The following is a 23,348-nucleotide window of genomic DNA, read 5'->3' on the forward strand; positions in this document are numbered from 1 at the left end:
GAACGTGTGAGGGGCCATGTTCACTATCGGAGACTTCGCCGGACTCGGCCGGGTGTCGGTCCGCATGCTGCGTCACTACGACAGCATCGGGCTGCTCCGCCCGGCCGCCGTCGACCCGCACACCGGGTACCGGCTCTACCGGGCCGAGCAACTGCACCGGCTCAACCGGGTGATCGCCCTCAAGGAACTGGGGCTGACCCTTGGGCAGGTACGGGCGATCCTCGACGACGCCGTCGACGTCGCCGAGTTGCGCGGCATGCTGCGGCTGCGCCGGTCCGAGCTGGCGGCCCGGCTGGCCGCCGACACCGCGCGGCTGGCCGGGGTCGAGGCGAGGCTCCGCATGATCGAGACGGAGGGTCGGATGACCACCCAGGACGTCGTACTCAAGGAACTGCCCCCGGTCCGCGTCGCGGAGCTGACGGCGGTGGCCCGCAGCTACCAGACCCCGGACATCTCCCCGGTGATCCAGCCGCTCTACCCGGAGCTGTTCCGCCGCCTCGACGCGGCCCGGCTGGCCCTCGCAGGGCCGGCCCTGGCCTGGTACGAGCCGGCCGAGGGGGAGGCCGTCGTGGTGCACGCCGGGGTGACGGTGACCGCCGACCCCGCAGCGGCCCGGGACGTCGCGATCGTCGATCTGCCCGCCGTGCCGGCGGCGGCGACGCTCATCCACCACGGCCCGATGGACGAGGTGGAGCGCAGTATGCAGGTGCTCGCCGCCTGGATCGAGGAGCACGGCTGGCGCGCCGCCGGCTTCGCCCGTGAGCTGTACCTCGACTACTGCGCCGACGACCCGACGAAGGGCGTGACCGAGCTTCAGCTCCCGGTGGTCCGGCCCACCCCCTGAGGCCGACGCGGCGATGGCGGGGGCGGCCGGTCCGGCCGCCCCCGCTGTCGGGTCACCGCAGGTAGGCGCCCGCCTCACCGATCTTTCCCGGCGCCGGGTTGCCCGGCAGATCCAGCACGTACACCCGCAGGTTGCCCTTGCCGGCGACGGCCGCGGTCAGCGTCCCGTTGGTCACCGTCTTCACGTCGCCGGTGACCGCGTCGACGTACCGGCCGTTCGGAACCCCGGCGAACGTCGCGCTGCCGGAGACCGTCACCAGCGCGAAGCTGTCCACCGCGCCGGAGGTGAACCGGCGCTTGTACGCCATCGACCCGCTGATCCCCTCGGTCGAGTACTGCCCCTTCTGTAGGGCGGGCACCGCCCGGCGGATCTGGTTGAGCCGCTGCACGTGCTTGGCCAGCGGCTGGCTGAGCGTGGTGGCCACCGGCCCGGTGGCGGAGCTGACCTTGCCGAAGTCCGACGCGGTGACCGTGCCCTGAACGTGGTCGCCGTAGTAGGCCCGGCCGGTGGTGGCGAGGGGGCAGGTCGGCCCGCAGTCGATTTTCGCGCCCTTCTGGAACTCGATCTCCGAGCCGTAGTAGAGCGTCGGGATGCCCCGGAACGTCCACATCAGGCTCATGTTCTCCGCCCAGGCGTCGGTGCCCCCGGTGTACCGGGTGTTCGACTTGTTCGGCCCGTAGTCGTGGCTGTCGACGTAGACGACGTTGTAGGTGGCGTCGTTGTAGCTGTCGTCGGAGTCCTTGCCGTTGCCGTACGCGTTGTTGGCGTCGCCGAAGTTCATGTGCATCCGCATGTCGATGACGTTCATGCCGGACGCCTTCGAGTGGTCCGGGGCGTGGTAGGTGTTCCCGCGCAGGAAGGCGTTGTCGGTGGTGGGCTGGCCGCCCGGGCCGGACAGCTGCTCGTAGTCGAACTGTTCGATCGCGGCCCTGACGTCGTCGGGGCTGTACTCCTTGCGCTCCTTCCAGGTGAAGAACTGCGCCGAGTGGTTGACCGAGCCCCGGTTCCACTTGTCGTTGACGAACGCGGCGACCTCGCCGAAGACGTAGAAGTCCTTGCCCTTCTCGCCGTGCTTGGCCAGGGCGTGCTGCTGGATGGCCGGCAGGAAGCGGCGGTTCCAGGTGACCCGGGGAATGTGCACGGCCGTGTCGATCCGGAAGCCGTCCACCCCCATGTCGATGTACCGGTTGTACGCGTCGATCAGGTACTGCTGCACGGTGGCGTTCTCGGTGTTGAAGTCGGCCAGGTCCTCGTGCAGCCAGCAGCTCCGGGCGTCCTCGCCCTCCCAGTTGCCGATCCAGCACTGGTGGTACAGGTCGGCGGGGAACAGCTTGTTGGTCGGTGCCGGCCACTGGCACTCGTAGAGCTTGAAGCCCTCCGGGCTGGTCCCGTTCGGGGTGCCCCAGCGCGGGCACTGGTTGCCGGCCGGCGCGGCCGTCGACCACACGTCCCCGTTGTACGCGCGGCCCTTGGCCAGGGCGTTCTGCGCCGGGGTCAGCTCCGGATCGGCGCCTGCGTGCTCCACCATCGGGTCGTACCCGCGGCCCGGCTCCTGCTTGCTGTACATCCACTTCCACTGCTCGTCGCGGACGCCGTACACCGTCGGGGTGAACAGGCCCTTGGCGCCCCAGCGGGAGCTGTGGTTGTAGACCACGTCCTGGAAGATCTTGATGCCCTTGCCGTGCGCGGTGTTGATCAGGTCCTGGTAGCTCGCGCCGGGGCTCTCCAGGCGCGGGTCCACGCGGTAGAAGTCCCAGCCGTGGTAGCCGTGGAAGTCGTAGTCGGACCGGTTCAGCACCACCGGGGTGATCCACAGGGCGGAGAAGCCGAGCCCCTTGATGTAGTCCAACTTGTCGATCAGGCCCTTGAAGTCGCCCCGGAACATCGGGTCGTTGTTGGCCGCGTTGCCGGACCTGACGTGCTGGCTGCCGCCCCGGTTGTTGGCGTTGTCCCCGTCGGCGAACCGGGCGGTCATCACGAAGTAGATGCTGTCCTCGCGGGGATCGCCGCCGAGCGGGCTGCCGGCCGTCGCCGGGGGCGGCCCGTCGCCGGTGGTCGCCGCCGCCGGGTCGCTGGCCGGTGAGGTGTTGCCGGCCGCGTCGTACGCCCGCACGGTGTACTCGTAGCGGGTGTTCGCGGTCAGCGCGCCGTCGAGGTAGCTGGTGGCGGCGGTGGTCATCGTGACCGTGCCCTGCGGCCCGCCGGTGCGGGTGAGCCGGTACCCGGTGACCGCCCGGTCGTCGGTGGACGCCGCCCAGGACACCGCCACCCGCACCCCGTTCGCGGTGGCGCCCAGTCCGGTCGGGGTGGACGGCGCGGTGGTGTCCGGCGTCTCCGGTACGCACGGCGCGCTCGCCCCGGCGGTCACCACGCCGCCCTTGACCGTGGTCACCCCGGTCCCGATGGCGTAGTCCGCGCCGTTGTTGTTGTCCCAGTTCCCGGTGCCGTTGTTGAACGCCGCCTTCATCGTCGCGGCGGCACCCAGGTCGACCGTGCGGCGGGCCCAGCCGGTGCAGACGGCCTCCATCGGCACGCCGGGCACGGCGGTCCAGGCCCCGCCGGCGGGCTGGTAGTGGATGTTCGCGGTGGCCCAGCCCCGGGTGGCGACGTGGTACCAGACGTCGGCCGTCCGGCCGGTCGACGGGGTGGGCGAGGGGGTGGGGGTCGGGGTGCCGGCGCAAGGGTCGCCCGCGCCGACCACGCCGCCGGACACGGTCACCACGCCGGTGCCGAGGCGGTAGTTGCGGCCGTTGTTGTTGTCCCAGGTGCCCGCGTTGTTGTTGAAGACCGCCTGCAGGCCGGCGGCGGACCCGGCGTCGACGGTCCGCTTGCGCCAGCCCGTGCAGGCCGGCTCCATCGGTACGCCCGGCACGGCCGTCCACGCGCCTCCGTCGGGGGCCCAGTGGAGGTTCACGGTGCCGGTCCACGCGGCCGGGGGCTGGTAGTAGACGGTCACGGTGTTCGCGGCGGCGGCGATGCTGAGCGGGGCCAGCCCGACGACCAGACCGGCGGCCATCGCGGCCCCGATCATCCGTCGTCGTCGCCCGGTGCTGCTGCCCATCGGGGCTCCTCGGGGGTGAGATGTCGGCGCCTGGGCCGAAGGGGGACGGACCCCTGCGGGACAGCCCTCGGTTCGGGGGTGGGCTGTCCGATCCGGACAGTGGCATGACGCATAACGTCAAGCAAGGCCGAATCTTTCTGCAAGGTCTTGCAAGTGTCGAGAAAGTTACCACCATCAACGTCCCGACACCAGATGTTCACAACAGGCGGGAAAACACCCTGCCGGCACCGTCTGCCACGCGAGCGCGACGACTGATTTCCGCCAGCGTCCCGCCCGGCGGGGGGGTGCAGGCTGACACCATGACGACGACCCCCGCCTTCCGGGTCCGGGCGCTGCCGCCCGAGGTCCCCGCCGCCGTCCGCGCCACCGACCGGGACGCCTCCGGCCTGCCGCCGCACCGCTCGACCGCCGTCGGCGGTGAACCGCTGATCGTCGAACTGCTGGCCGACCCGGCGGTGCAACGGCTGCACAGCCGCAACGTGGCATACGGGTGCTTCATGTTCACGGTGGACCGGCTCGGCTGACGCCCGCCACCGCCGCCCGGGGTCAGCCGGTGAGCAGCAGCGCGCCGACGGCGGCGAGCGTGGCGGTCACCGTGAGCACGGCGCCGGCGGCCACGAACTGGCCCAGCGGCACCGCCAGCCCGGCGGCCCGGCACCGCTCGTACCAGAGCAGGGTGGCCAGCGACGCCCACGGCGCGACCAGCGGCCCCACGTTCGTGCCGACGAGCAGGGCCAACAGCCGGGTGACGTCACCCGGGGGGAGCACCGCCTCGCCCGCCACGTACGCGGGCAGGTTGTTCACCATGTTGGCCAGCAGCGCGCCCGTCCCGCCGGCCCGCAGCGCCCCGAGCGTCCCCCCGTCCGGGCCGAGCAGCACGCCGACGAGGTCGTCCAGCCCGTGCCGGCCGAGGGTCTGCACCACCAGGAACAGCCCGGTGACGAAGAGCAGCAGCCGCCACGGCACCAGCGCCGGCCGCAGCGTGGCCCGGGACCGGACGGCGAACCCGGCCAGCACCAGCCCGGCGGCCACCGCCGAGGCGATCCCGATCTCCACCCCGGCGAGGATCCCGGCGACGAGGAGCAGGCAGCCGGCGAGCGCGGTCCGGTAGAGCACCCGGTCCACCGGCGCGGGCCGCTCGGGCGCGACGAACCGGGCCGCCCCTCGCCGCCCCCGCCGCCAGTACCCGGCCCAGAGCAGTGCCATGGTGACCCCGATCGCGGCGAGCTGCGGCAGCGCCATCCGGGCCGCGTACGGCAGCGGGTCGAGGCCGACCCGGTCGGCGGCGAGCAGGTTGGTCAGGTTGGACACCGGCAGCAGCAGGCTCGCGGTGTTGGCCAGCCACACCGTGGTCATCGCCAGCGGCAGCGGCGGCATGCCCAGCCGGCGCGCGAGCGCCAGCATCACCGGGGTGAGCAGGACGGCCGTGGTGTCCAGGTTCAGCGCGATCGTGGTGACGGAGGCGAGGCCGACGCAGAGCACGAACAGCGCGGGATAGCTGCCCCGGGCGACGATGGCCAGCCGGGTGGCCAGCACGTCGAACACCCCGGCCGCCGCCGTCAGCTCGGCCAGCACCACCACCGTGCCGAGGAACAGCAGCAGCGGCAGGACGCGTGCCAGGGTGGCCGCCGTCTCGGCGCGCGGCAGCAGCCCGGTCAGCGCGCAGGCAGCCCCGAGCAGGGCCAGCCCCAGCGCCACCCCGTCGAGCGGGTGCAACCGACGCAGCCGGGTCCGACCGGCCGGTGCGGGTGGCTCGCCGCCGTCAGTGATCACGGCGGCTGATCCTCGCACAGCGGCCGGGCCGCCCCGGCGGCTCGCCGTGCCCCTGTGACCAGGCACTCGGTGCCGCCAGGATCGGACGGACCTGACGGCCGGCGGCGGCGTTCCCGCCGCCGGCTCCCCGGACCGCCAGCCATGGTGGACAACGGTCGATGGCTGACTTAGCGTTCAGGAACTATGCGTAGGACCCTCCTCGGCGCCGGCCTGGCCCTGCTGCTCGCCGTGACCGCCTGCTCCGGACCCGAGCCCACCGCCGCCGGGTCGACGCCCGCCGGCCCGGCGACCGGCACGCCCACCGCCTCGCGGCAGAGCGCGGCCGAGGCCGAACAGACCCTGGCCAGCCTGCGCAAGGTCGACGACCTGCCGATGTGGGAGATGACCTTCGTCGGCGACTACGACCCCACCGTCGGCACCGACGCCGCGCCGCCCAGCCCGTTCGGCTGCTCGCTCTTCGCCGCGTGGGGCGACCGGAGCCGGCCGCTGTTCGCCCGCAACTTCGACTGGGAGGCCAACCCGGCTCTGGTGCTGCGCACCGACCCGCCCGACGGGTACGCCACGGTCTCCCTGGTCGACATGTCCTACCTCGGCGTCGGCGCCGACCCCACGGGGGACCGCCGGCTGCTCGACGCGCCCCTGCTGCCCTTCGACGGGATGAACGAGCGCGGGCTCGCCGTCGGGCTGGCCGCCGACGACGCCGCGACCGCCCGCCCCGAGGCGGGCAAGCCCACGGTCGGCTCGGTGCGCATCCTGCGGCTGGTACTCGACCAGGCAGCCACCGTGGACGAGGCCGTCGCCGTGTTCGGCCGGCACAACCTCGACTTCGAGGGCGGGCCGCCGCTGCACTACCTGCTCGCCGACGCCACGGGGGCGTCGGCCGTGGTCGAGTTCGTCGACGGGGCGCTGCGGGTCGAGAAGGGGCGGGGGAGCTGGCAGGCGCTGACCAACGTGCCCGTTGTCGGCGTACCCGAGGACAAGCGGCGCACCGACCACCGCTACGGCGTGCTCGCCGCAGCGCTGGCGAAGGCCGGCGGGGTGGTCGACGACCGGGCGGCGCTGGAACTGCTCAACGACGTCCGGCAGGGCCACACCCGCTGGTCGGTCACGTACGGCCTGCGCACCGGGGAGATCCACCTCCGCACCACCACGGGCACGGACCGTCAGTACCGCCTCCCGGTCACCCTCCCGTAGATCCTGAAGGACGGCTGGCCGTTTCCCTCCAGGCCCCGTCCCGGCGCGTAGTGGCCGGCGTGGGGTGGGCGGCGGCACGCCGGTGGGCCGGGCGCCGTGGGATGCGATCCCCGGCCCCCGGCCCACCGCCCCCTCGTCAGCGCTCCTTGGGATCGAAGGTGTAGTCCACCCCGCCCACGTCGAACTTCTCGCCGATCTCCTTGGCCGGGCCGACCTGGACGACCTGGAGCACGTACGGCTTCTGCAGGACCTGGTCCACCGAGAAGCTGAGCGACAGCACGGGCCGCTCGTTCGGGTTGATCAGCAGGTCCTTGATCTGTGCCTTGGCCGGGTCGACGATCTGGATCGAGGTGTTGCCGACGACCCGGATACCCTCACCCTGCGCACCCGCGGCCCGCCAGCGCTGGAACATCTCGGGGCCGAGGTCGGCGACGATCTTGGCACCCGGCACCGCCTCGCCCAGCGGCCGGAACGCGAGGTCGAACTTGGCCGGCACGTCCAGGGCGTTCGCCAGGGCGTACGGCCGGACCGAGATCGAGCCGGGGGTGGCCGCCGGGACGGTGTTGGCGTTCTTCCAGGCGATGTTGTTGTTGTACTGCGTGTTGATGGACGTCGCCGGGCCCTCGAACAGCATCGGGTCGGTCGGCGACTCCCAACGCAGCAGGAGGCAGAAGTGCCCGATGGAGGGCACGTTGTTCCACGCGATCGACGTCGTGGTTACCCCGGAGGCGGCGACCACCAGCGGCTTCGCGCCGATCTGCGTCCAGTTTAGCGGCCAGTTCGCGGCGCCGCCGGAGGTGGTGTAGTACGCCTTCAGCGTTCCGCTGCTGATTCCGGAACCGTAGGGGCCGTGGTTGTTCAGCTTCACGAAAATGTAACTCGTCGAGCCGACGACCGGATTCGTGGACGAGGCGCACTCCACCGCGGTGGGGCAGATCTTGATGTTCGGGCTGTTGAAGAACGACGAATAGATGGCGCCGTGCGGCTCGAAGCCGGTGTCGCTCGCGATGTCCTTGATGTAGACGTCGGTGCGGGCGTTGGCGGCCATGCCGCTGCCCGAGTCGACGGCGGCCGCAGCGGTACCGCCCACGGAGAACGCCATGATGGCGGTCAGTACGGCACCGAACAGCAGCCGTGCCACGCGCGGACGTGGACGTGTGCGTGCGATTGTCATGCTGATTCCCTTTCGATGGGGCGGTGGAGGTCCGAGTGATTTTGAGGTTCCCGGCCACCCGGCTCGATTACTGTAAGGCAGCGGCCACAAACAATGAAACACTTAAGAATGTCGATTGCTCAAAGGGTGTCCGCATTTGCCGGGGAGGCGGTAATTCCCGGATACGGCGGAACATGAATCAAATAGTCACGCGCGATTGTGTATCAACGGCGGCCCGCGACGCTCCTGTACGCCTGCCCGTTCGCGTCCCACCCGACGGGCCCACCGGGAGCCGGGTACGCCCCACCGCCCGGAGCCGGCCGGCCACGCCCGGACCACACGCCGGCCCGTACGCTGGGTGACCGTGAAGCGGATCCTGTTCGGCCGGCCGCTGCGCAGCGTGGCCTTCGACGTGGCGGTCTCCGGCTTCGTGGTGCTGTTCGGCCTCGCCGGCGCGGTCAACCAGCCCGGCGGGTGGTGGGCCACCGGCGTCGGCGCGGCGATGGCCGTGACGTTGCTGTTCCGGCGAACCCACCCGTCGGCGGTGACGGCGGCCATCGCCGTGCTCGCCCTGGTTCAGGTGGTCGCCGGCTGGGGACCGCTGGCCTTCGACATCGCCGTGCTGATCGCCCTGTACAGCGTCGTGAAGTACGCCGAGCGGCTGCGCGACGGCATCGTCGCCGGCATCGTCGCCGCCGTCGGGGTGGTGCTGGGCGCGTTCCAGATGCAGGGCACGGTCGTCTGGTGGGCCACGGCGATCTGGTTCGCCCTGGTCACCGGCGCGGTCTGGCTGATGGGCCTCAACGTGCGTACCCGGCGGCTCTACGTGCTCAGCCTGGAGGAGCGGGCCACCACCCTGGAGCGCGAGCGGGAGGCCGAGTCGCGGGCGGCGGTGGCCGAGGAGCGCACCCGGATCGCCCGGGAGCTGCACGACGTGGTGGCGCACAGCATGGCCGTGATGATCGTGCAGGCCGACGGGGCGCGATACATGTTCGACCGGGACCCGGAGACCGCCCGGGAGGCGGTGAAGGTGGTCGCCGACACCGGCCGGCAGGCGCTGGAGGAGATGCGCCGCCTGGTGGGCGTACTGCGGGAGCCGAGCGCGCCCGACCAAGCGGCCGGGCCCGCCGCGGCGGCCGGGACGGACGGTCCGGGGCCCCCGGGCCTGTCGGCGGAACCGGTGCACCGGCGACCGGCGCTGGTGGGGCTGCCCGACCTGCTGGACCGGTTCCGCGCCGCCGGGCTGCGCATCGACTGGACGGTCACCGGCGAGCCCCCGGCGCTGCCGCCCGGCCTGGAGCTGACCGTGTACCGGGTGGTGCAGGAGGCGCTGACCAACGCCCTCAAGCACGCCGGGGTCGGCGCGACGGTCGCGTTGGGGATGGACCACCCGCCCGGCGCCGTCGTGGTCCGGGCCGCCGACGACGGTCGCGGTCGGCCGGTGGTCCGGCCCGCGCCCTCCGGCGGTCACGGCCTGGTCGGCATGCGCGAACGGGTGACGGTGTACGACGGCAGCCTCACCGCCGGTCCCAGGCTGACCGGGGGGTGGCAGGTCGAGGTACGGCTGCCGCTACCGTCGAGCACCGGGACGGAGGTGGCGGCATGACGATCCGCGTGGTGATCGTGGACGACCAGGCGCTGGTGCGGGCGGGATTCCGGATGGTGCTGGACTCCCAGTCGGACCTGACCGTGGTCGGTGAGGCGATCGACGGCGCGGACGCGCTGCGGGTGCTCGACCGGATCGAGGCCGACGTGGTGGTGATGGACATCCGGATGCCGACCATGGACGGGGTGGAGGCGACCCGGCGGATCTGCGCGGGCCGGCCCGGGGGCACCCCCCGGGTGCTGGTCCTGACGACCTTCGACACCGAGTCCGACGCGTTCGCCGCGCTCCAGGCCGGGGCGAGCGGGTTCCTGCTGAAGAGCGTCCCCCCGGAGGAGTTGCTGGCCGCGATCCGGGTGGTGGCCGAGGGCGACTCGGTGGTCGCCCCGCCGATCACCCGCCGGCTGCTGGAACGGTTCGCCGGCCAGCTCGGCCCCGGCCCCACCGGGGACCCCCGGCTGACCCAGCTCACCGAGCGGGAGCGGGAGATCCTGCTGCTGGTGGCGCAGGGCCTGTCCAACGCCGAGATCGCCGCCCGGGTGCACGTCGCCGAGGCGACCGTGAAGACCCACGTCGGGCGGATCCTGGCCAAGCTCCAGCTCCGCGACCGGGTCCAGGCAGTGGTGCTGGCGTACGAGAGCGGCCTGGTCACCCCCGGGGGCTGACGGCGGGTACGACTCAGGTCGTACGCCGCCGTACCGGGCGGCGCACCCCTGGGCGCACCGAGGTCGAGCGCGCGGGTGGACGCGGGTCGGCCGGTGTCGCCCATAGCGTCGGAGACGTCCCAGCCGCCGTCTTCACGGGGAGCACCACGTGTCCGTACCACCTCCCGCGTTCGCCGCCGCCGGCGTCGCGGTCACCGCCCGGGGCCTGCGCAAGGAGTACGGCGTCGGTCAGGCGCGGGTCGTCGCCCTCGACGGCGTCGACGTCGACTTCGCCGCCGGCCGGTTCACGGCCATCATGGGCCCGTCCGGCTCCGGCAAGTCCACCCTGATGCACTGCCTTGCCGGCCTCGACCGGCCCAGCGCCGGCACGGTGCGCATCGGCGACGCCGACACCGGACGGCTCGACGACAAGCGGCTGACCCTGCTGCGCCGGGACCGGGTCGGCTTCGTCTTCCAGAAGTTCAACCTGCTGCCCGCGCTGACGGCCGAGGAGAACATCGTGCTCCCGCTGGCCATCGCCGGCCGCCGGCCCGACCCGGGCTGGCTGCGCCAGGTGGTCGCCGCCGTCGGGCTGACCGACCGGCTGCGGCACCGGCCCGCCGAGCTCTCCGGCGGCCAGCAGCAGCGGGTCGCCGTCGCCCGTGCCCTGATCACCAAGCCGTGGGTGATCTTTGCCGACGAGCCGACCGGCAACCTCGACTCCCGCTCCGGCGCGGAGGTGCTGCGGCTGCTCCGCGAGGCCGTCGACACCCTCGGCCAGACCGTGGTGATGGTGACCCACGACCCGGTCGCCGCGAGCCACGCCGACCGGGTGGTGTTCCTCGCCGACGGCCGGCTGGTCCGCGAGCTGACCGCGCCGACCGCCGAGGCGGTCCTCGACGCCCTCGCCCGCCTGGACCCGGCACCGGCCGGCGCGGCGGGGGGCCCTCGATGACCCGGCTGACCCTGCGCATGATGCGCGCCGACGCGCTGCGGCTGTTGCTCTCCTCGCTGGCCGTGGTGCTCGGCGTCGCCTTCGTCGCCGGCACCCTGATCTTCACCGACGGGATGAGGCAGGGCGCGTACGACCGGGCCGGCACCTTCGACCGGCACACCGACCTCGCCGTGTACGCCGAGCAGGCTCCGATCCCGCCCGCCCTGGTCGAAAAGGTACGCGCGGTCGACGGGGTGCGCGCCGCCGACGGGGAACTGACCGGCACCGCCGGGGTGGTCGGCTCCGACGGCCGGCCCGTGCTCGGCTTCGCCGTCCTCGCCGCGATCCCCACCGACCCGGCCCTCCAGTCGTACGACGTGGTGGCCGGGCGGCTCCCGCAGCGCCCCGGTGAGCTGGTCCTCGACGCGCCGACGGTGGCCGAGGAGGGATTCACCCTCGGGTCGCCGGTGAACGTGGGCGGCAGCGGGGGAGCGGCCCGCCCGTACACCCTGGTCGGCACGGTCGACGTGGCCGGCACCTCCCGGGACGTCGGCGGGCCGTTCATCGGCCTGGCCGGGCCCGACGCCCTCGCCGTCGCCGCGGAGAAAGGCTACGGGCGGATCATGGTGGCCGCCGCGCCCGGCGTGCCGGCGGCGGAGCTGGCCGACCGGCTGGCGGCGGTGACCGGTGCCGGCGTGAGCGTGAAGGACCGGCAGGAGATCCTCGACGCCGCCGTCGAGGACGCCGTACGCGACCTGAAGCAGTTCAACCTGTTCCTGCTCACCTTCGCCGGGGTCGCCGTGGTGGTGGCGGGGTTCGTCATCGCCAACACCTTCGCCATCGTGCTCGCCCAGCGCACCCGGCGCACCGCCCTGCTGCGGCTGGTCGGCGCGACCCGGGGGCAGGTGTTCCGGGCGACGCTGCTGGAGGCGGCGGTGACCGGGCTGGCCGCCTCCGCGCTCGGGGTGGCCGCCGGGACCGGCCTGGCCGTCGGGATGAACGCGCTGCTGTCCGCGTTCGACGTGCCCGTCTCCGGCGGGCTCGCCGTCACCGCGTCGACCGTGCTGACCTGCCTGCTGCTGGGCACCGCCCTCACCGTCGGGGCCGCCGCCGTGCCGGCCTGGCGGGGCACCCGGATCGCGCCGGTGGCCGCGCTCACCGACGCGGCGGTGCAGCCCACCCGCCGGGCCGGCCGGGTCCGGCTGGCGGCCGGCGCGCTGGTCTTCGGCTCGGGGGTGGCCGCGCTGGTGGCGGCGGGGGCCGGCGGCCAGGTGCCGCTGGTCGCGGCGGGTGGGGTGCTCACCTTCTTCGGCATCGTGCTGTTCGGCCCGGTGCTGGTGCCGGCGCTGGTGCGGGTGCTCGGCTGGCCGGCACGCCGGCTGTTCGGGGCGACCGCCGGGCTGGCCGTGGCGAACGCGGTGCGCAACCCGCGCCGGATCGCCGCCACCGCCACCGCCCTGGTCATCGGCATCGGACTGGTGTCCGCTTTCGTGGTCGGGGCGCGCAGCGTCAAGACCGGCATCGAGCGGGCCGTGGACCAGCAGATCGGGGTGGACTTCCTGGTCGCCGGCATCGACGGGGGCCTGCCACCGGGCCTCGCGGACGAGCTGGCCGCCCGCGCCGAACTGGGCGTGGTGCACGAGCAGCGCAGCCGGGTCAGCGGCGGGGTCGAGCTGCGAACCGCCCACCCGGCGCTGGTCGGGCGCACCCTGACCGCCGTGGACGCCGGCGACGCGGGCCGGCTCGGGCCGGGCCGGGTGCTGGTGCACCGGGAGCTGGCCCGGGCGAAGGGCTGGGCGGTCGGCGACACCGTCACCCTCGCCGGGCGGCCGTTCGAGGTCGCCGCCGTCGTCGTCGCCGACGGCCCGTTGCTGGCCGGCAGCCCGGTCCCGGCCGGGCACGTGGTCGACGTGGTCGACGCCGACTTCACCCGCCTCTTCCCGGCCGAGCGCGGCTACCTCGTCGAGGTCGACCCGGCCGCCGGGGTGCCCGCCGAGCGGGCCCGGGAGGCCGTCGAGTCGGTGGTGACCCGTTACCCGACGGTGAACCTGATGGACCAGGCGGCGTACAAGAAGACGCTCACCGGCACGGTCGACATGCTACTGGCGTTCGTCACCGCGTTGCTCGGCCTGGCGGTGGTGATCGCGCTGGTCGGGGTCGCCAACACGCTGAGCCTGTCGGTGGTGGAGCGGACCCGGGAGAACGCGGTGCTGCGCGCGGTCGGGCTGACCCGGGGCCGGATGCGCGCCATGCTCGCCGTGGAGGCGGTGCTGATGGCGCTGGTCGGCACGGTGCTCGGGGTGGGCCTCGGCATCGGGGTCAGCGCCGGGGCGATGGCCGTGGTCGCCCGCCTGGGCGGCGACTTCACGCTGGTCATGCCGTGGGGGCAGCTCGGGCTGATCCTCGCGGTGGCGGTGCTCGCCGCGCTCGCCGCGTCCGTCCTCCCGGCTCGCCGGGCCCTGGCCCGCCCGGTCGTGGAGTCCCTCGGCACCGAGTGACGTCGCGGGGTCCCCGCCCGTGGGCGGGGACCCCGCGACGAGTCCTTGTGTTCAGAGCCGCTCGACGGCCGGGCCGTGGCACCGGTTGCGGGTGTCGAAGACGTACCGGGCGTGCCGCACCACCAGGTCGTAGTCGAGGCAGTCGTGGTCGGTCACCACGACCACCGCGTCGGCCTGCCGGACCTCGTGCTCGGTCAGCCCGACCACGGTCACCCCGGCGGGCACGTGGTGCGGCTCGGCGTACGGCTCGACGGCGCGCACGTCCGCGCCGAGGGCCTGCAGGCGGCGGGCCACGTCGACGGCGGGGGAGTCCCGCATGTCCCCGGTGTTCGGCTTGTACGCCAGCCCGAGCAGCAGCAGCCGCGCTCCGTTGACCGCGCGGCCGGCCCGGTTCAGCCCGCCCATGATCCGCTGGGCGACGTGGTCGGGCATCTCGTGGTTGACGTCGTTGGCCAGCTCGATGAACCGGAACTGACGCCCCAGCCGCCGCTTGACCTGCCAGGACAGGTAGCACGGGTCGATCGGCAGACAGTGCCCGCCGACGCCCGGCCCGGGGCGGAACGGCATGAACCCGAACGGCTTGGTCTCGGCCGCCTCGATCGCCTGCCAGACGTCGATGTCGAGGTGGTGGCTGAGCATCGTCAGCTCGTTGATCAGCGCGATGTTGACCTGGCGGAAGGTGTTCTCGATCAGTTTGGTCAGCTCGGCGACCCGGGTGGAGTCCACCGGCACGGTCCGCTCGACCAGCCGGCGGTAGAACGCGTCGACCCGGTCGCGGGACTCGGCGTCCACCCCGGAGACCACCTTCGGGGTGTTCTCCAGTTTCCAGGTGGGGTTGCCGGGGTCGATCCGCTCGGGGCTGTAGCCGAGGTGGAAGTCGCCGGGGCTGGTCAGCCCGCTGGCCGACTCCAGCAGCGGTCGGAGGAGTTCCTCGGTGGTGCCCGGGTAGGTGGTCGACTCCAGGACCACCACGCAGCCCGGCCGAACGTACGGGCCGATGCCCACTCCGGCCTGCTCGACGAAGCTCAGGTCGGGGACGCCGTCGCGCAGCGGGGTGGGCACGGTGATCACGCAGACGTCGAAGCCCTCGGCCTCGGTGTACTCCGTGCTCGGCCGGTACCGGCCGCTGCCCAGCGCGCGGCCGAGCCGGTCGGTCGGGATGTCCTCGACGAAGGACTCGCCGGAGGCGAGCCGCTTGACCCGGTCGGCGTCGACGTCGAGGCCGACGACGTCCATTCCCGCCTCGACCGCCCGCACGGCCAGCGGCAGGCCGACGTATCCCTGGCCGATGACGACCAACTTCTCAGCGCTCACCCGTGCTCCCGCAGACGACGGAACATGCATCCTCGTCAGCGTAAGGGAGTATCTGCGTTTAAAGTCCGGTTTGGGGATGACGGAGCCGGTGGGAAGCCGTTACCCCGGCCCGATCGGTCATCCGGCCGGGGTCGGTCGGCGCGTGGGGTCAGCCGTTCAGGGCGGGCGGGTCGGCCGGGGTGCTCGCCGTGGTGGGCGGCGGGTCGACCGGGGTGCTCGCCGTGGTGGGCGGCGGGTCGACCGGCGCGCTCGTCGTGGTCGGCGGGTCGACCGGCGCGCTCGCCGTCGGCGTGCTGGACGGCTTCGGCGTGGCCGACCCGCTCGGCTTCGGGGTCGCCGTCGGGCTGGCCGGGGCCGAGGGGCGGCGGCCCGGCCGGCCGGTCGGACCCTCGTCGACCGCGGCTCCCTCGGTGGCGGCCGAGTCGTCGCGCTGCGTCGGGACGGCAGCCGGGACGGTCGGCTGGTACTTCGTCGCGGGGGCGTCGTCGCCCCGCGTCGCGCCCAGGGCCGCGGTGAGCCCGGCCACCGCCACCAGCACCGCCACGAGCGCGCCGAGCAGGGTGCCGCGCCGCCCGCCGCGCCGGGTGGAGGAGGTGGGCCGCCGCACCGGCGGCAGGTCGTCGCGGGTGGTACCGCTGGCGCCCGCGGCGGCACCGCCGCCGGCGGCTCCGCGCAGCGGGACCGGCACGGTGCTGGTCGGCGCCGAGCCGTCCGCGACGGTGGCCCGCGCCGCCTCGGCCATCGCCGCGCCGGTGGCGAACCGCTCTGCCGGATCCTTCGCCAGGGCCCGATCCACCAGCTGCCGCACCGACGCCGGGATCTCCTGCGGCAGCTCCGGCGGCTCGTCGTCCAGGTGTCGGACGGCGACCTGCAACGGGTTGTCCCCCGTGAAGGGCGGCCCGCCGGTCAGGCAGCAGTACGCCACGGCGCCGAGGGCGTAGATGTCGGTGGCACCGGAGACCGGCCGGCCGGCTGCCTGTTCGGGGGCCATGTAGAGCGCGGTGCCCGGCACCGCGTCGGCGCTGGTGATGCTCGTGACATTGGTCGACCGGGCCACCCCGAAGTCGACCAGCACGACGGTGCCGTCCTCCTGCACCAGCAGGTTGCTCGGCTTGACGTCGCGGTGCACGATGCCGCCGAGGTGCGCCGCGTGCAGCGCCTGCGCCGCCTGGGCGACGATCGACATGGTCTCGGCGACGTCGAGCTGCCCGGCCGCCTCGATCCGTCGGGACAACGGCTGGCCCTCGACGAACTCCATGACCAGGTAGTCGGCCCGCCCGCCGTCGGGCAGGTCGTCCTCGCCGCAGTCGTAGACCTGCACGATGCCCGGGTGTCGCAGGGCGGCCATGATCCGCGCCTCGGTCCGGAACCGGGCGATGAAGTCGGGGTCGGAGACCAGTGCCGGAAGCAGGACCTTTACCGCGACCTGGCGGCCGAGGATCTGGTCCGTGGCCCGCCAGACGTCACCCATGCCGCCGGTGGCGACACGGTCGTCCAGGCGGTACCGACCGCTGAGCACGACTCCCGAAGACAACACGGCACTACCGTACCCAGAGCCGGCGCGGAGCACTTCTCGTGATCTGGCCCAATCGGACGGGGCCTTCGTGGCGACGGGGCAGCGAGGGGATTCCCGGGTCGGATATTCTGTGACCTTTTCGCGACAGTCGGTCACAGTGGTGGGCGGGTGTGTTGGTCAAGCGGGTCGTGGCCTGCATCAACCGGGGCTCCGTGCCGCTCGCGGGCGGGCTCAGGCGTCGGCTGACCCCGACGTGTTACATCGACACGCCGGGCAGGCGGGTTGATAATTCTCACTCTTTTTCCGGCAGTCGGTGGCTTGTCCACCTGCCCCTCCACTCCTAGCGTTAGCCCGGCTCGGGCCCGCCCGGCGGCGTTGGCACGACACACCCGTCGGCGGACGTGCCGCGTGCTGCGCCCGGACGTGCCGTCCGCGCCGTACCGGCGTCGGGCGTGATCTGGTCAGCGGGGGGCTGATGGTGCGGGATGAGGTCCGGCCGCCGGGCCGGGCCGGCGTCGCGTGCGACGCGGTCGGCGTACGCCGGTCTTCGGAGGCCGGGCGGCGGGGACGGCGGAGCCATGGCCGGTGAGCTGAACGAGGCGGTCGTCGCGGCGCGGGCCGGTGACGAGGACGCCTTCCGGTTCCTCTACCGCAGCCTCCAGCCCGGCCTGCTGCGCTACCTGACCGCACTGGTCGGGGCCGAGGCGGAGGACGTCGCCTCCGAGACGTGGTTGCAGATCTCCCGCGACCTGCCGGCCTTCACCGGCGGGGAGTTTCGTGCCTGGACCGTCACCATCGCCCGGAACCGGGCCATGGACCATCTGCGCCGCCAGCGCCGGCGGCCCTCGATGCCGGTGCCGGTGCAGACGCTCAGCGACCTGGCCGGTGACGCCGACACGGCCGAGCGGGCCGGCGAGACGCTCGGCACCGAGGCCGCGCTGGCGCTGATCGCCACCCTGCCGCCTCGGGAGGCCGAGGCGGTGCTGCTGCGTGCGGTCGTCGGCCTGGACGCCGAGACCGCCGCCCGGGTGCTGGGCTGCCGGGCCGGCGCGGTGCGCACGGCCGCCCATCGCGGCCTGCGCCGGCTAGCCGCACTCGTGCAACGTCACGATCCGCTCCCGACCGCGATGCCGTCCGTCATCCCGCCCCTTCCCCGGACGGATCGGTCGGCCCCGGACGCGCCGCGCGTCGAGCCGGCGGACGGTGACGTGAGGGGACACCGATGAGCTTCCGTCAACCAGACCGCCCCGGGCGGCACCCCGCCGGCCGGTCCGAGTCCGACCGGCTCCTCGACGCGGCCCGCGCCGCCCGGGACGCCGCGGCACCCCGCCCGGGCCGGGCCGCGCAGGACGAGGACACCGCCGCTGCCCGACGGGACCGGGCCGCCGACCGGGAGGACGCCGCCGGCCCCGGCCGTCCCGCCGGAGATCCGCTGGCCCAACTGCTCGCCGCCGCGGCCGGACCGACCCTCCCCGGCGAACTGGCCGGGGAGGAGAGGGCGCTGGCGGCCTTCCGGGCCGCCCGGGTGGCCCCGGCGTCGGGCCCGGCGCGGACGCCCCGCCGACTCACCGTCGGTGTGGTCGCCTGGATCGGCGCGCTGGCCGCCACCGCCACCGCTGGCGTCGCCGTCGCGGCGGCCACCCTGGACCGGGCGGAGGAACCGGCGCCCCCGTCGGCGCCGTCCGCCGCGTCGGCCAGCCCCGCAGACCCGGATGCCGCCGGCCCCACCGCGCCCCGCCCCACCGGATCCGGCCCTGGCAGGTCCCCGTCCCCCATCCCGGCCCCGACCGCCACGCCGTCCGGCGCCCGCCCGTCCGGCCCGGCCCGGCCCGGGACGCCGGGCACCGACACCGACACCCGCAGCCCCGACCCGGGCCACTCGGGTGCCGGTGCCCAACTGCCGGGGCTGTGCCGGGCGTACCTGGCCAAGTCGGCGGCCCAGCGGGAACGGGCGCTGGAGAAGCCCGGCTTCGCGCCCCTGGTCACCGCCGCCGGCGGGGCCGCCGAGGTGGAGAGCTTCTGCCAGGACCTGCTGGGCGGGGCGGATTCCGGGCGGGTCCCCACCGTGCGCCCCTCCCACCCCGGCCGGCCGGACCGGAACGCGGCGGCGGCGACCGGCGGCGAGATCCCGGACGCGGCGAAGCTCCCGTCCTGACCTGGGCCGACGGCCCCCTCGCGCCCCGACCCGGACGACCGGCAACGAAACATCTGTTACGGCAAGACGAGCGGATTTCGTCTGCTAGACAGAGGATGGGTGCACCGCGGACGCCCGGACCGGTCACGGTCAGGAAACGGCCGTCAGCGGTGTGGTCGTCAGTCAACCAGCGCGGGAAGGAATCGTCTCGTGGTGACATCGCCGGAGCTGGACCGGAACACCCGCTTGCTGGAGGCGGCCGACGCCGCCCGGCACATCGCCCGGATCTGCTTCAAGACCGGCCCACCCACCCACACCGGCGTCGAACTGGAATGGACCGTGCACGACGCCGCCGACCCCGCCCTCCCCGTCGACCGGGAACGGCTGCTGGCGGCGCTGGGGCGACACGCCCCCGTCACCATCGACGACTCCAGCCCAGCCGCACCGCTCCGGCACGGCAGCGCCGTGACCGTCGAGCCCGGCGGCCAGCTCGAGATATCCACCCCGCCGCGACCCTCGGTCGCCGCGCTGATCAAGGCCACCGACGCCGACATCGCCCAGGTCACCGGCCTGCTCCGGGCCGCCGGCCTCGCCCTCGGCCGCACCGGCATCGACCCGTTCCGGACACCGCGCCCGGTCGTCGACACCCTGCGCTACCGCGCCATGCGCTGCGTGTTCGACCGAGGCGGGACGGCCGGCCGGACCATGATGTACAGCACCGCCGGTCTCCAGGTCTGCCTCGACGCGGGCGAACCGGAGCAGGTGGCGGCCCGCTGGGCGGCGGCGCACGCGGTCGGCCCGCCGCTGCTCGCCGCGTTCGCCACGGCCGGGCGGCACGCCGGGCGGCGCACCGGCTGGGCGTCCGCCCGGATGGCGGCCTGGCTGGCCATCGACCCCGCCCGCACCCGGCCGGTCTGGTCGCCGGCCCGGCCCGACGCCGACCCGGTGGCGGCCTGGACGGCGTACGCGCTGGCCGCGCCGCTGCTGTGCCTGCGCGACGACGCCGCGGACTGGACCCCGCCGGCGGGGGTGACCTTCGGCGACTGGCTCGCCGGCGCGCTGCCCCGCCCGCCCACCACGGACGACCTGGACTACCACCTGAGCACCCTGTTCCCGGTGGTCCGGCCCCGTGGGTACCTGGAGATCCGCTACCTGGACGCCCAGCCGGGGCCGGACTGGCGGCTCCCGCTGGCCGTGCTGGCCGCGCTCTTCGCCGACCCCGGGACGGTGGCCCGCGCCGCGAGCGTCGCCGCCGCAGTGGCCGACCGGTGGGACGTCGCGGCCCGGCACGGGCTGGCCGACCCCCCGCTGGCGCGCGCCGCCGCCGGTCTGCTCGACCTGGCGCTGGCGGCCCTGCCCCGGCTCGACCTGCCGGCCCCGCTGCGCGACGAGACCGCCGACGCACTACGGGGGCGACTGACCGCCACGGAGAGGGGAACGCGGTGACGACCATCCACGAACTCGGCACGGAGCGGCTGCGCGACCGGATCGCCGCCGAGCTGGAGCGCGCCCGGACGCGGACGGCCCTGCTCACCGAGGCCGTCGACGACGCCGACCTGATGCGCCAGCACTCGCCGATCATGTCCCCGCTGGTGTGGGACCTCGCCCACGTCGGCAACCAGGAGGAACTCTGGCTGGTCCGGGACGTCGGCGGGCGCGAGCCCGTCCGGCGGGACATCGACGACCTGTACGACGCGTTCAAGCAGCCCCGCAGGGACCGCCCGGCGCTGCCGCTGTTGCCGCCCGCCGAGGCCCGCGCCTACCTCGCCACCGTCCGGGACAAGGTGCACGACCTGCTCGACCGGGTGCCGTTCACCGACCGTCCGCTGGTCGCCGACGGGTTCGCCTTCGGCATGATCGTCCAGCACGAGCAGCAGCACGACGAGACCATGCTCGCCACCCACCAGCTCCGCACCGGCCCGCCGGCACTGCACGCCCCGCCCCCGCCGGAGCCGCGCGCCCGGGTCGCCGACGAGGTCTTCGTCCCGGCCGGCGGGTTCACCATGGGCACCTCCACCGACCCGTGGGCGCTGGACAACGAGCGCCCCGCGCACACCGTCCACCTGCCCGCGTACGTCATCGACGCCGCCCCGGTCAGCAACGGCCGGTACGCCGAGTTCATGGCCGACGGCGGCTACGACGACCCGCGCTGGTGGAGCGAGGCCGGCTGGCGGCACCGCACCGAGGCCGGGCTGACCGCGCCGATGCACTGGCGGCGCGACGGCGGAGGGTGGGCGTACCGGCGGTTCGGCCGGTGGTCCCCGGTGCGGGCCGACGAGCCGGTGGCGCACGTCTGCTGGCACGAGGCGCAGGCGTACGCCGCGTGGGCCGGCAGGCGGCTGCCCACCGAGGCCGAGTGGGAGAAGGCCGCCCGCTGGGACCCGGCCACCGGCCGGTCCCGCCGCTACCCGTGGGGCGACGAGGACCCGACCGCCGAGCACGCCAACCTCGGGCAGCGGCACCTGTGGCCGGCGCCGGTGGGCGCGTACCCGGCCGGCGCGTCGCCGCTGGGGGTGCACCAGCTCGTCGGCGACGTCTGGGAGTGGACCGCCAGCACCTTCCGGGGGCACCCCGGCTTCACCGCTTTCCCCTACCGGGAGTACTCGGAGGTGTTCTTCGGCGAGGACCACCGGGTGCTGCGCGGCGGTTCGTTCGGCACCGACCGGGCCGCCTGCCGGGGGACGTTCCGCAACTGGGACTACCCGATCCGGCGGCAGATCTTCAGCGGCTTCCGCTGCGCCCGCGACGCCCGGCCGGAGGAAGCACCCCGGTGACGCCGCACCCGGTGGCGACCGCGCCCCGGCGGACGTCCGGCGGGGCCGCGGGCCCGACCGGCGGTGCCGCCTGATGTGCCGGCACCTGGCGTACGTCGGGCCGCCGGTGAGCCTGCGGGCCCTGCTGTACGACCCGCCGCACTCCCTGGTGCGGCAGTCCTGGGCACCCCGGGACATGCGCGGCGGCGGGACGATCAACGCCGACGGCTTCGGCGTCGGCTGGTACCCGCCCGGCGGCGGCGAGCCGCTGCGTTACCGGCGGGGCACGCCGATCTGGGGCGACGTGACGCTGCCGGAGCTGGCCGCGGCCACCACCAGCGGCGCGGTGCTGGCCGCCGTCCGGTCGGCCACCGTCGGCATGCCGGTGCTCGACACCGCCGTCGCCCCGTTCGCGGAGGGTCCGTGGCTGTTCAGCCACAACGGGGTGGTCCGCGGCTGGCCGGACGCGGTGACCGGGCTCGCCGGCCGGCTGCCCGTACGCGACCTGCTCACCCTCGACGCGCCGACCGACGCGGCGCTGCTCTGGGCCCTGGTACGGCACCGGCTGCGCGCCGGGGACGACCCGGCGCGGGCGGTCGCCGACACGGTGACGCGGGTCGCGGCGGCGGCGCCCGGGTCCCGGCTCAACCTGCTGCTCACCGACGGGCGGACCGTCGTGGCCAGCGTCGCCGGCCACGCGCTGTCGCTGCGGCGGACCCCGGGCGCGGTGCTGCTGGCCTCGGAACCGCACGACGACGAGCCCGGCTGGCAGGCGGTGCCGGACGGGCGGCTGGTGGTGGCCACGACCGCCGGGGCCCGGGTCGACACCCTGCCCGGGGGCGGACCCGTCGACCGGCCGGCAGGTGGGGACACGACACGAGTGACGGAGGGGGACACCTGATGAGCGTCGAACCGCTGGAGATCTACCTGGAGGAGCAGGACCTCGGGCGCGGGCTGCGGGAGGACGTGCGGATTGGGCTGACCTCGGCACCGAAGTGGCTGCCGCCCAAGTGGTTCTACGACGCCCGGGGCAGCGAGCTGTTCGAGGAGATCACCCGCCTGCCGGAGTACTACCCGACCCGGGCCGAGCGGTCCGTGCTGGCCGAACGGGCGGGCGAGATCGCCGAGCTGACCGGGGCGAAGACGCTGATCGAGCTGGGCTCCGGCTCGTCGGAGAAGACCCGGCTGCTGCTGGACGCCTTCACCCGCCGTGGCGGGCTGGGCACCTTCGTGCCGTTGGACGTGTCGGTCAGCGCCCTGCGGCAGTCCACCGAGCAGATCGCCGCCGACTACCCCAGGCTGCGGGTACGCGGCATCGTCGGGGACTTCACCAGGCACCTCGATCGGCTGCCCGCCGGCGGACGCCGACTGGTGATCTTCCTCGGCGGGACCATCGGCAACCTGCTCCCCGCCGAGCGGGCCGGCTTCCTCGCCGCCATGCGCGCGGCCCTGGAGCCCGGCGACTGGCTGCTCCTCGGCACCGACCTGGTCAAGGACCCGGCGGTCATCGTCCCCGCGTACGACGACGCGGCCGGGGTGACCGCCGAGTTCAACCGCAACGTGCTGCGGGTGGTCAACCGGGAACTGGGCGCCGACTTCGATCCGGAGGCGTTCACCCACATCGCGCTCTGGGACCCGCAGCGGGAGTGGATCGAGATGCGGCTGCGCGCCGAGCGTCCGCAGCGGGTCCGGGCGCTCGACCTGGACGTGGCGTTCGCGGCGGGGGAGGAGCTGCGCACCGAGGTGTCGGCGAAGTTCCGCCCGGAGGGGATCGCGGCGGAGCTGGCCACCGCCGGCTTCACCGTCCGCGAGTTCTGGACCGACGCCGACGGCCTGTTCGGCGTGACCCTGGCCCACGCCGACTGAGCCGCTCTGACGGGCCCGACGCGGGTGACGCAGCCGGCCCGACGCGGGTGCCGCCGTCCAC

18 protein-coding genes are annotated in these 23,348 nt (G+C 74.3%); 13 read left to right on the forward strand and 5 right to left on the reverse strand.

Features of this window, described 5'->3' with window-relative positions; translation table 11 throughout:
* Positions 1-16 precede the first annotated feature (16 nt).
* The gene (locus ACH4T9_RS15845; RefSeq protein ID WP_396672690.1) at positions 17-844 is read left to right on the forward strand and encodes a MerR family transcriptional regulator; all 828 of its coding nucleotides are present in this window, start codon (positions 17-19) and stop codon (positions 842-844) included.
* 52 nt (positions 845-896) lie between these two features.
* Here the strand turns inward: ACH4T9_RS15845 and ACH4T9_RS15850 are convergent, their stop codons facing one another.
* Entirely contained in the window at positions 897-3,905 is a 3,009-nt protein-coding gene (locus tag ACH4T9_RS15850) for a carbohydrate binding domain-containing protein (protein WP_396672689.1), read from the reverse strand.
* A 299-nt stretch (positions 3,906-4,204) separates the two neighbouring features.
* On the opposite strand from ACH4T9_RS15850, the gene ACH4T9_RS15855 reads away from it, so the two are divergent.
* Positions 4,205-4,429 carry a DUF1203 domain-containing protein gene (locus tag ACH4T9_RS15855; protein ID WP_396672688.1) on the forward strand — a complete coding sequence of 75 codons (225 nt, stop codon included), beginning with the start codon at positions 4,205-4,207 and terminating at the stop codon, positions 4,427-4,429.
* Between the two features lie 22 nt (positions 4,430-4,451).
* Here ACH4T9_RS15855 and ACH4T9_RS15860 read toward each other — a convergent pair whose 3' ends face one another.
* Positions 4,452-5,678 carry an SLC13 family permease gene (locus tag ACH4T9_RS15860; RefSeq protein WP_396672687.1) on the reverse strand — a complete coding sequence of 409 codons (1,227 nt, stop codon included), beginning with the start codon at positions 5,676-5,678 and terminating at the stop codon, positions 4,452-4,454.
* A gap of 183 nt (positions 5,679-5,861) precedes the next feature.
* Between ACH4T9_RS15860 and ACH4T9_RS15865 the strand changes: the two genes are divergently transcribed.
* Positions 5,862-6,872 carry a linear amide C-N hydrolase gene (locus tag ACH4T9_RS15865; protein WP_396672686.1) on the forward strand — a complete coding sequence of 337 codons (1,011 nt, stop codon included), beginning with the start codon at positions 5,862-5,864 and terminating at the stop codon, positions 6,870-6,872.
* 136 nt (positions 6,873-7,008) lie between these two features.
* On the opposite strand, the gene ACH4T9_RS15870 is transcribed toward ACH4T9_RS15865, so the two are convergent.
* Entirely contained in the window at positions 7,009-8,013 is a 1,005-nt protein-coding gene (locus tag ACH4T9_RS15870) for a hypothetical protein (protein ID WP_396672685.1), read from the reverse strand.
* 370 nt (positions 8,014-8,383) lie between these two features.
* On the opposite strand from ACH4T9_RS15870, the gene ACH4T9_RS15875 reads away from it, so the two are divergent.
* The 4 genes from ACH4T9_RS15875 (at position 8,384) to ACH4T9_RS15890 (ending at position 13,704) form a co-directional block, all read left to right on the forward strand.
* Positions 8,384-9,631, forward strand: coding sequence for a sensor histidine kinase (locus ACH4T9_RS15875; RefSeq protein WP_396672684.1), 1,248 nt, complete (start codon positions 8,384-8,386; stop codon positions 9,629-9,631).
* The gene (locus tag ACH4T9_RS15880) at positions 9,628-10,293 is read left to right on the forward strand and encodes a response regulator (RefSeq protein ID WP_396672683.1); all 666 of its coding nucleotides are present in this window, start codon (positions 9,628-9,630) and stop codon (positions 10,291-10,293) included. Before ACH4T9_RS15875 ends, ACH4T9_RS15880 begins: the two co-directional genes overlap by 4 nt.
* A 148-nt stretch (positions 10,294-10,441) precedes the next feature.
* Complete coding sequence (locus ACH4T9_RS15885; RefSeq protein WP_396672682.1) at positions 10,442-11,227, forward strand: ABC transporter ATP-binding protein; 786 nt, start codon at positions 10,442-10,444, stop codon at positions 11,225-11,227.
* A complete protein-coding gene (locus ACH4T9_RS15890; protein WP_396672681.1) occupies positions 11,224-13,704 on the forward strand; it encodes an ABC transporter permease in 2,481 nt (826 codons plus the stop codon). Before ACH4T9_RS15885 ends, ACH4T9_RS15890 begins: the two co-directional genes overlap by 4 nt.
* A gap of 51 nt (positions 13,705-13,755) precedes the next feature.
* Here the strand turns inward: ACH4T9_RS15890 and ACH4T9_RS15895 are convergent, their stop codons facing one another.
* On the reverse strand, positions 13,756-15,018 hold the full coding sequence (locus ACH4T9_RS15895) for a nucleotide sugar dehydrogenase (RefSeq protein ID WP_396672680.1): 1,263 nt from the start codon (positions 15,016-15,018) through the stop codon (positions 13,756-13,758).
* Positions 15,019-15,166: 148 nt separating this feature from the next.
* Complete coding sequence (locus ACH4T9_RS15900) at positions 15,167-16,555, reverse strand: protein kinase (protein WP_396672679.1); 1,389 nt, start codon at positions 16,553-16,555, stop codon at positions 15,167-15,169.
* 557 nt (positions 16,556-17,112) lie between these two features.
* Here ACH4T9_RS15900 and ACH4T9_RS15905 point away from each other — a divergent pair.
* The 6 genes from ACH4T9_RS15905 (at position 17,113) to egtD (ending at position 23,287) form a co-directional block, all read left to right on the forward strand.
* A complete protein-coding gene (locus tag ACH4T9_RS15905) occupies positions 17,113-17,760 on the forward strand; it encodes an RNA polymerase sigma factor (protein WP_396672678.1) in 648 nt (215 codons plus the stop codon).
* Positions 17,757-18,689 carry a hypothetical protein gene (locus ACH4T9_RS15910; protein ID WP_396672677.1) on the forward strand — a complete coding sequence of 311 codons (933 nt, stop codon included), beginning with the start codon at positions 17,757-17,759 and terminating at the stop codon, positions 18,687-18,689. Before ACH4T9_RS15905 ends, ACH4T9_RS15910 begins: the two co-directional genes overlap by 4 nt.
* Positions 18,690-18,878: 189 nt before the next feature.
* A complete protein-coding gene (egtA, locus tag ACH4T9_RS15915) occupies positions 18,879-20,114 on the forward strand; it encodes an ergothioneine biosynthesis glutamate--cysteine ligase EgtA (protein ID WP_396672676.1) in 1,236 nt (411 codons plus the stop codon).
* On the forward strand, positions 20,111-21,442 hold the full coding sequence (gene egtB, locus ACH4T9_RS15920) for an ergothioneine biosynthesis protein EgtB (RefSeq protein WP_396672675.1): 1,332 nt from the start codon (positions 20,111-20,113) through the stop codon (positions 21,440-21,442). The genes egtA and egtB overlap by 4 nt, the downstream gene beginning before the upstream one ends.
* A 73-nt stretch (positions 21,443-21,515) precedes the next feature.
* Entirely contained in the window at positions 21,516-22,322 is an 807-nt protein-coding gene (gene egtC, locus ACH4T9_RS15925; RefSeq protein ID WP_396672674.1) for an ergothioneine biosynthesis protein EgtC, read from the forward strand.
* A complete protein-coding gene (egtD, locus tag ACH4T9_RS15930) occupies positions 22,322-23,287 on the forward strand; it encodes an L-histidine N(alpha)-methyltransferase (protein WP_396672673.1) in 966 nt (321 codons plus the stop codon). The genes egtC and egtD overlap by 1 nt, the downstream gene beginning before the upstream one ends.
* Positions 23,288-23,348: the final 61 nt, after the last annotated feature.

The organism is Micromonospora sp. NPDC020750 (assembly GCF_044334565.1).
Taxonomy (GTDB): Bacteria; Actinomycetota; Actinomycetes; order Mycobacteriales; family Micromonosporaceae; genus Micromonospora.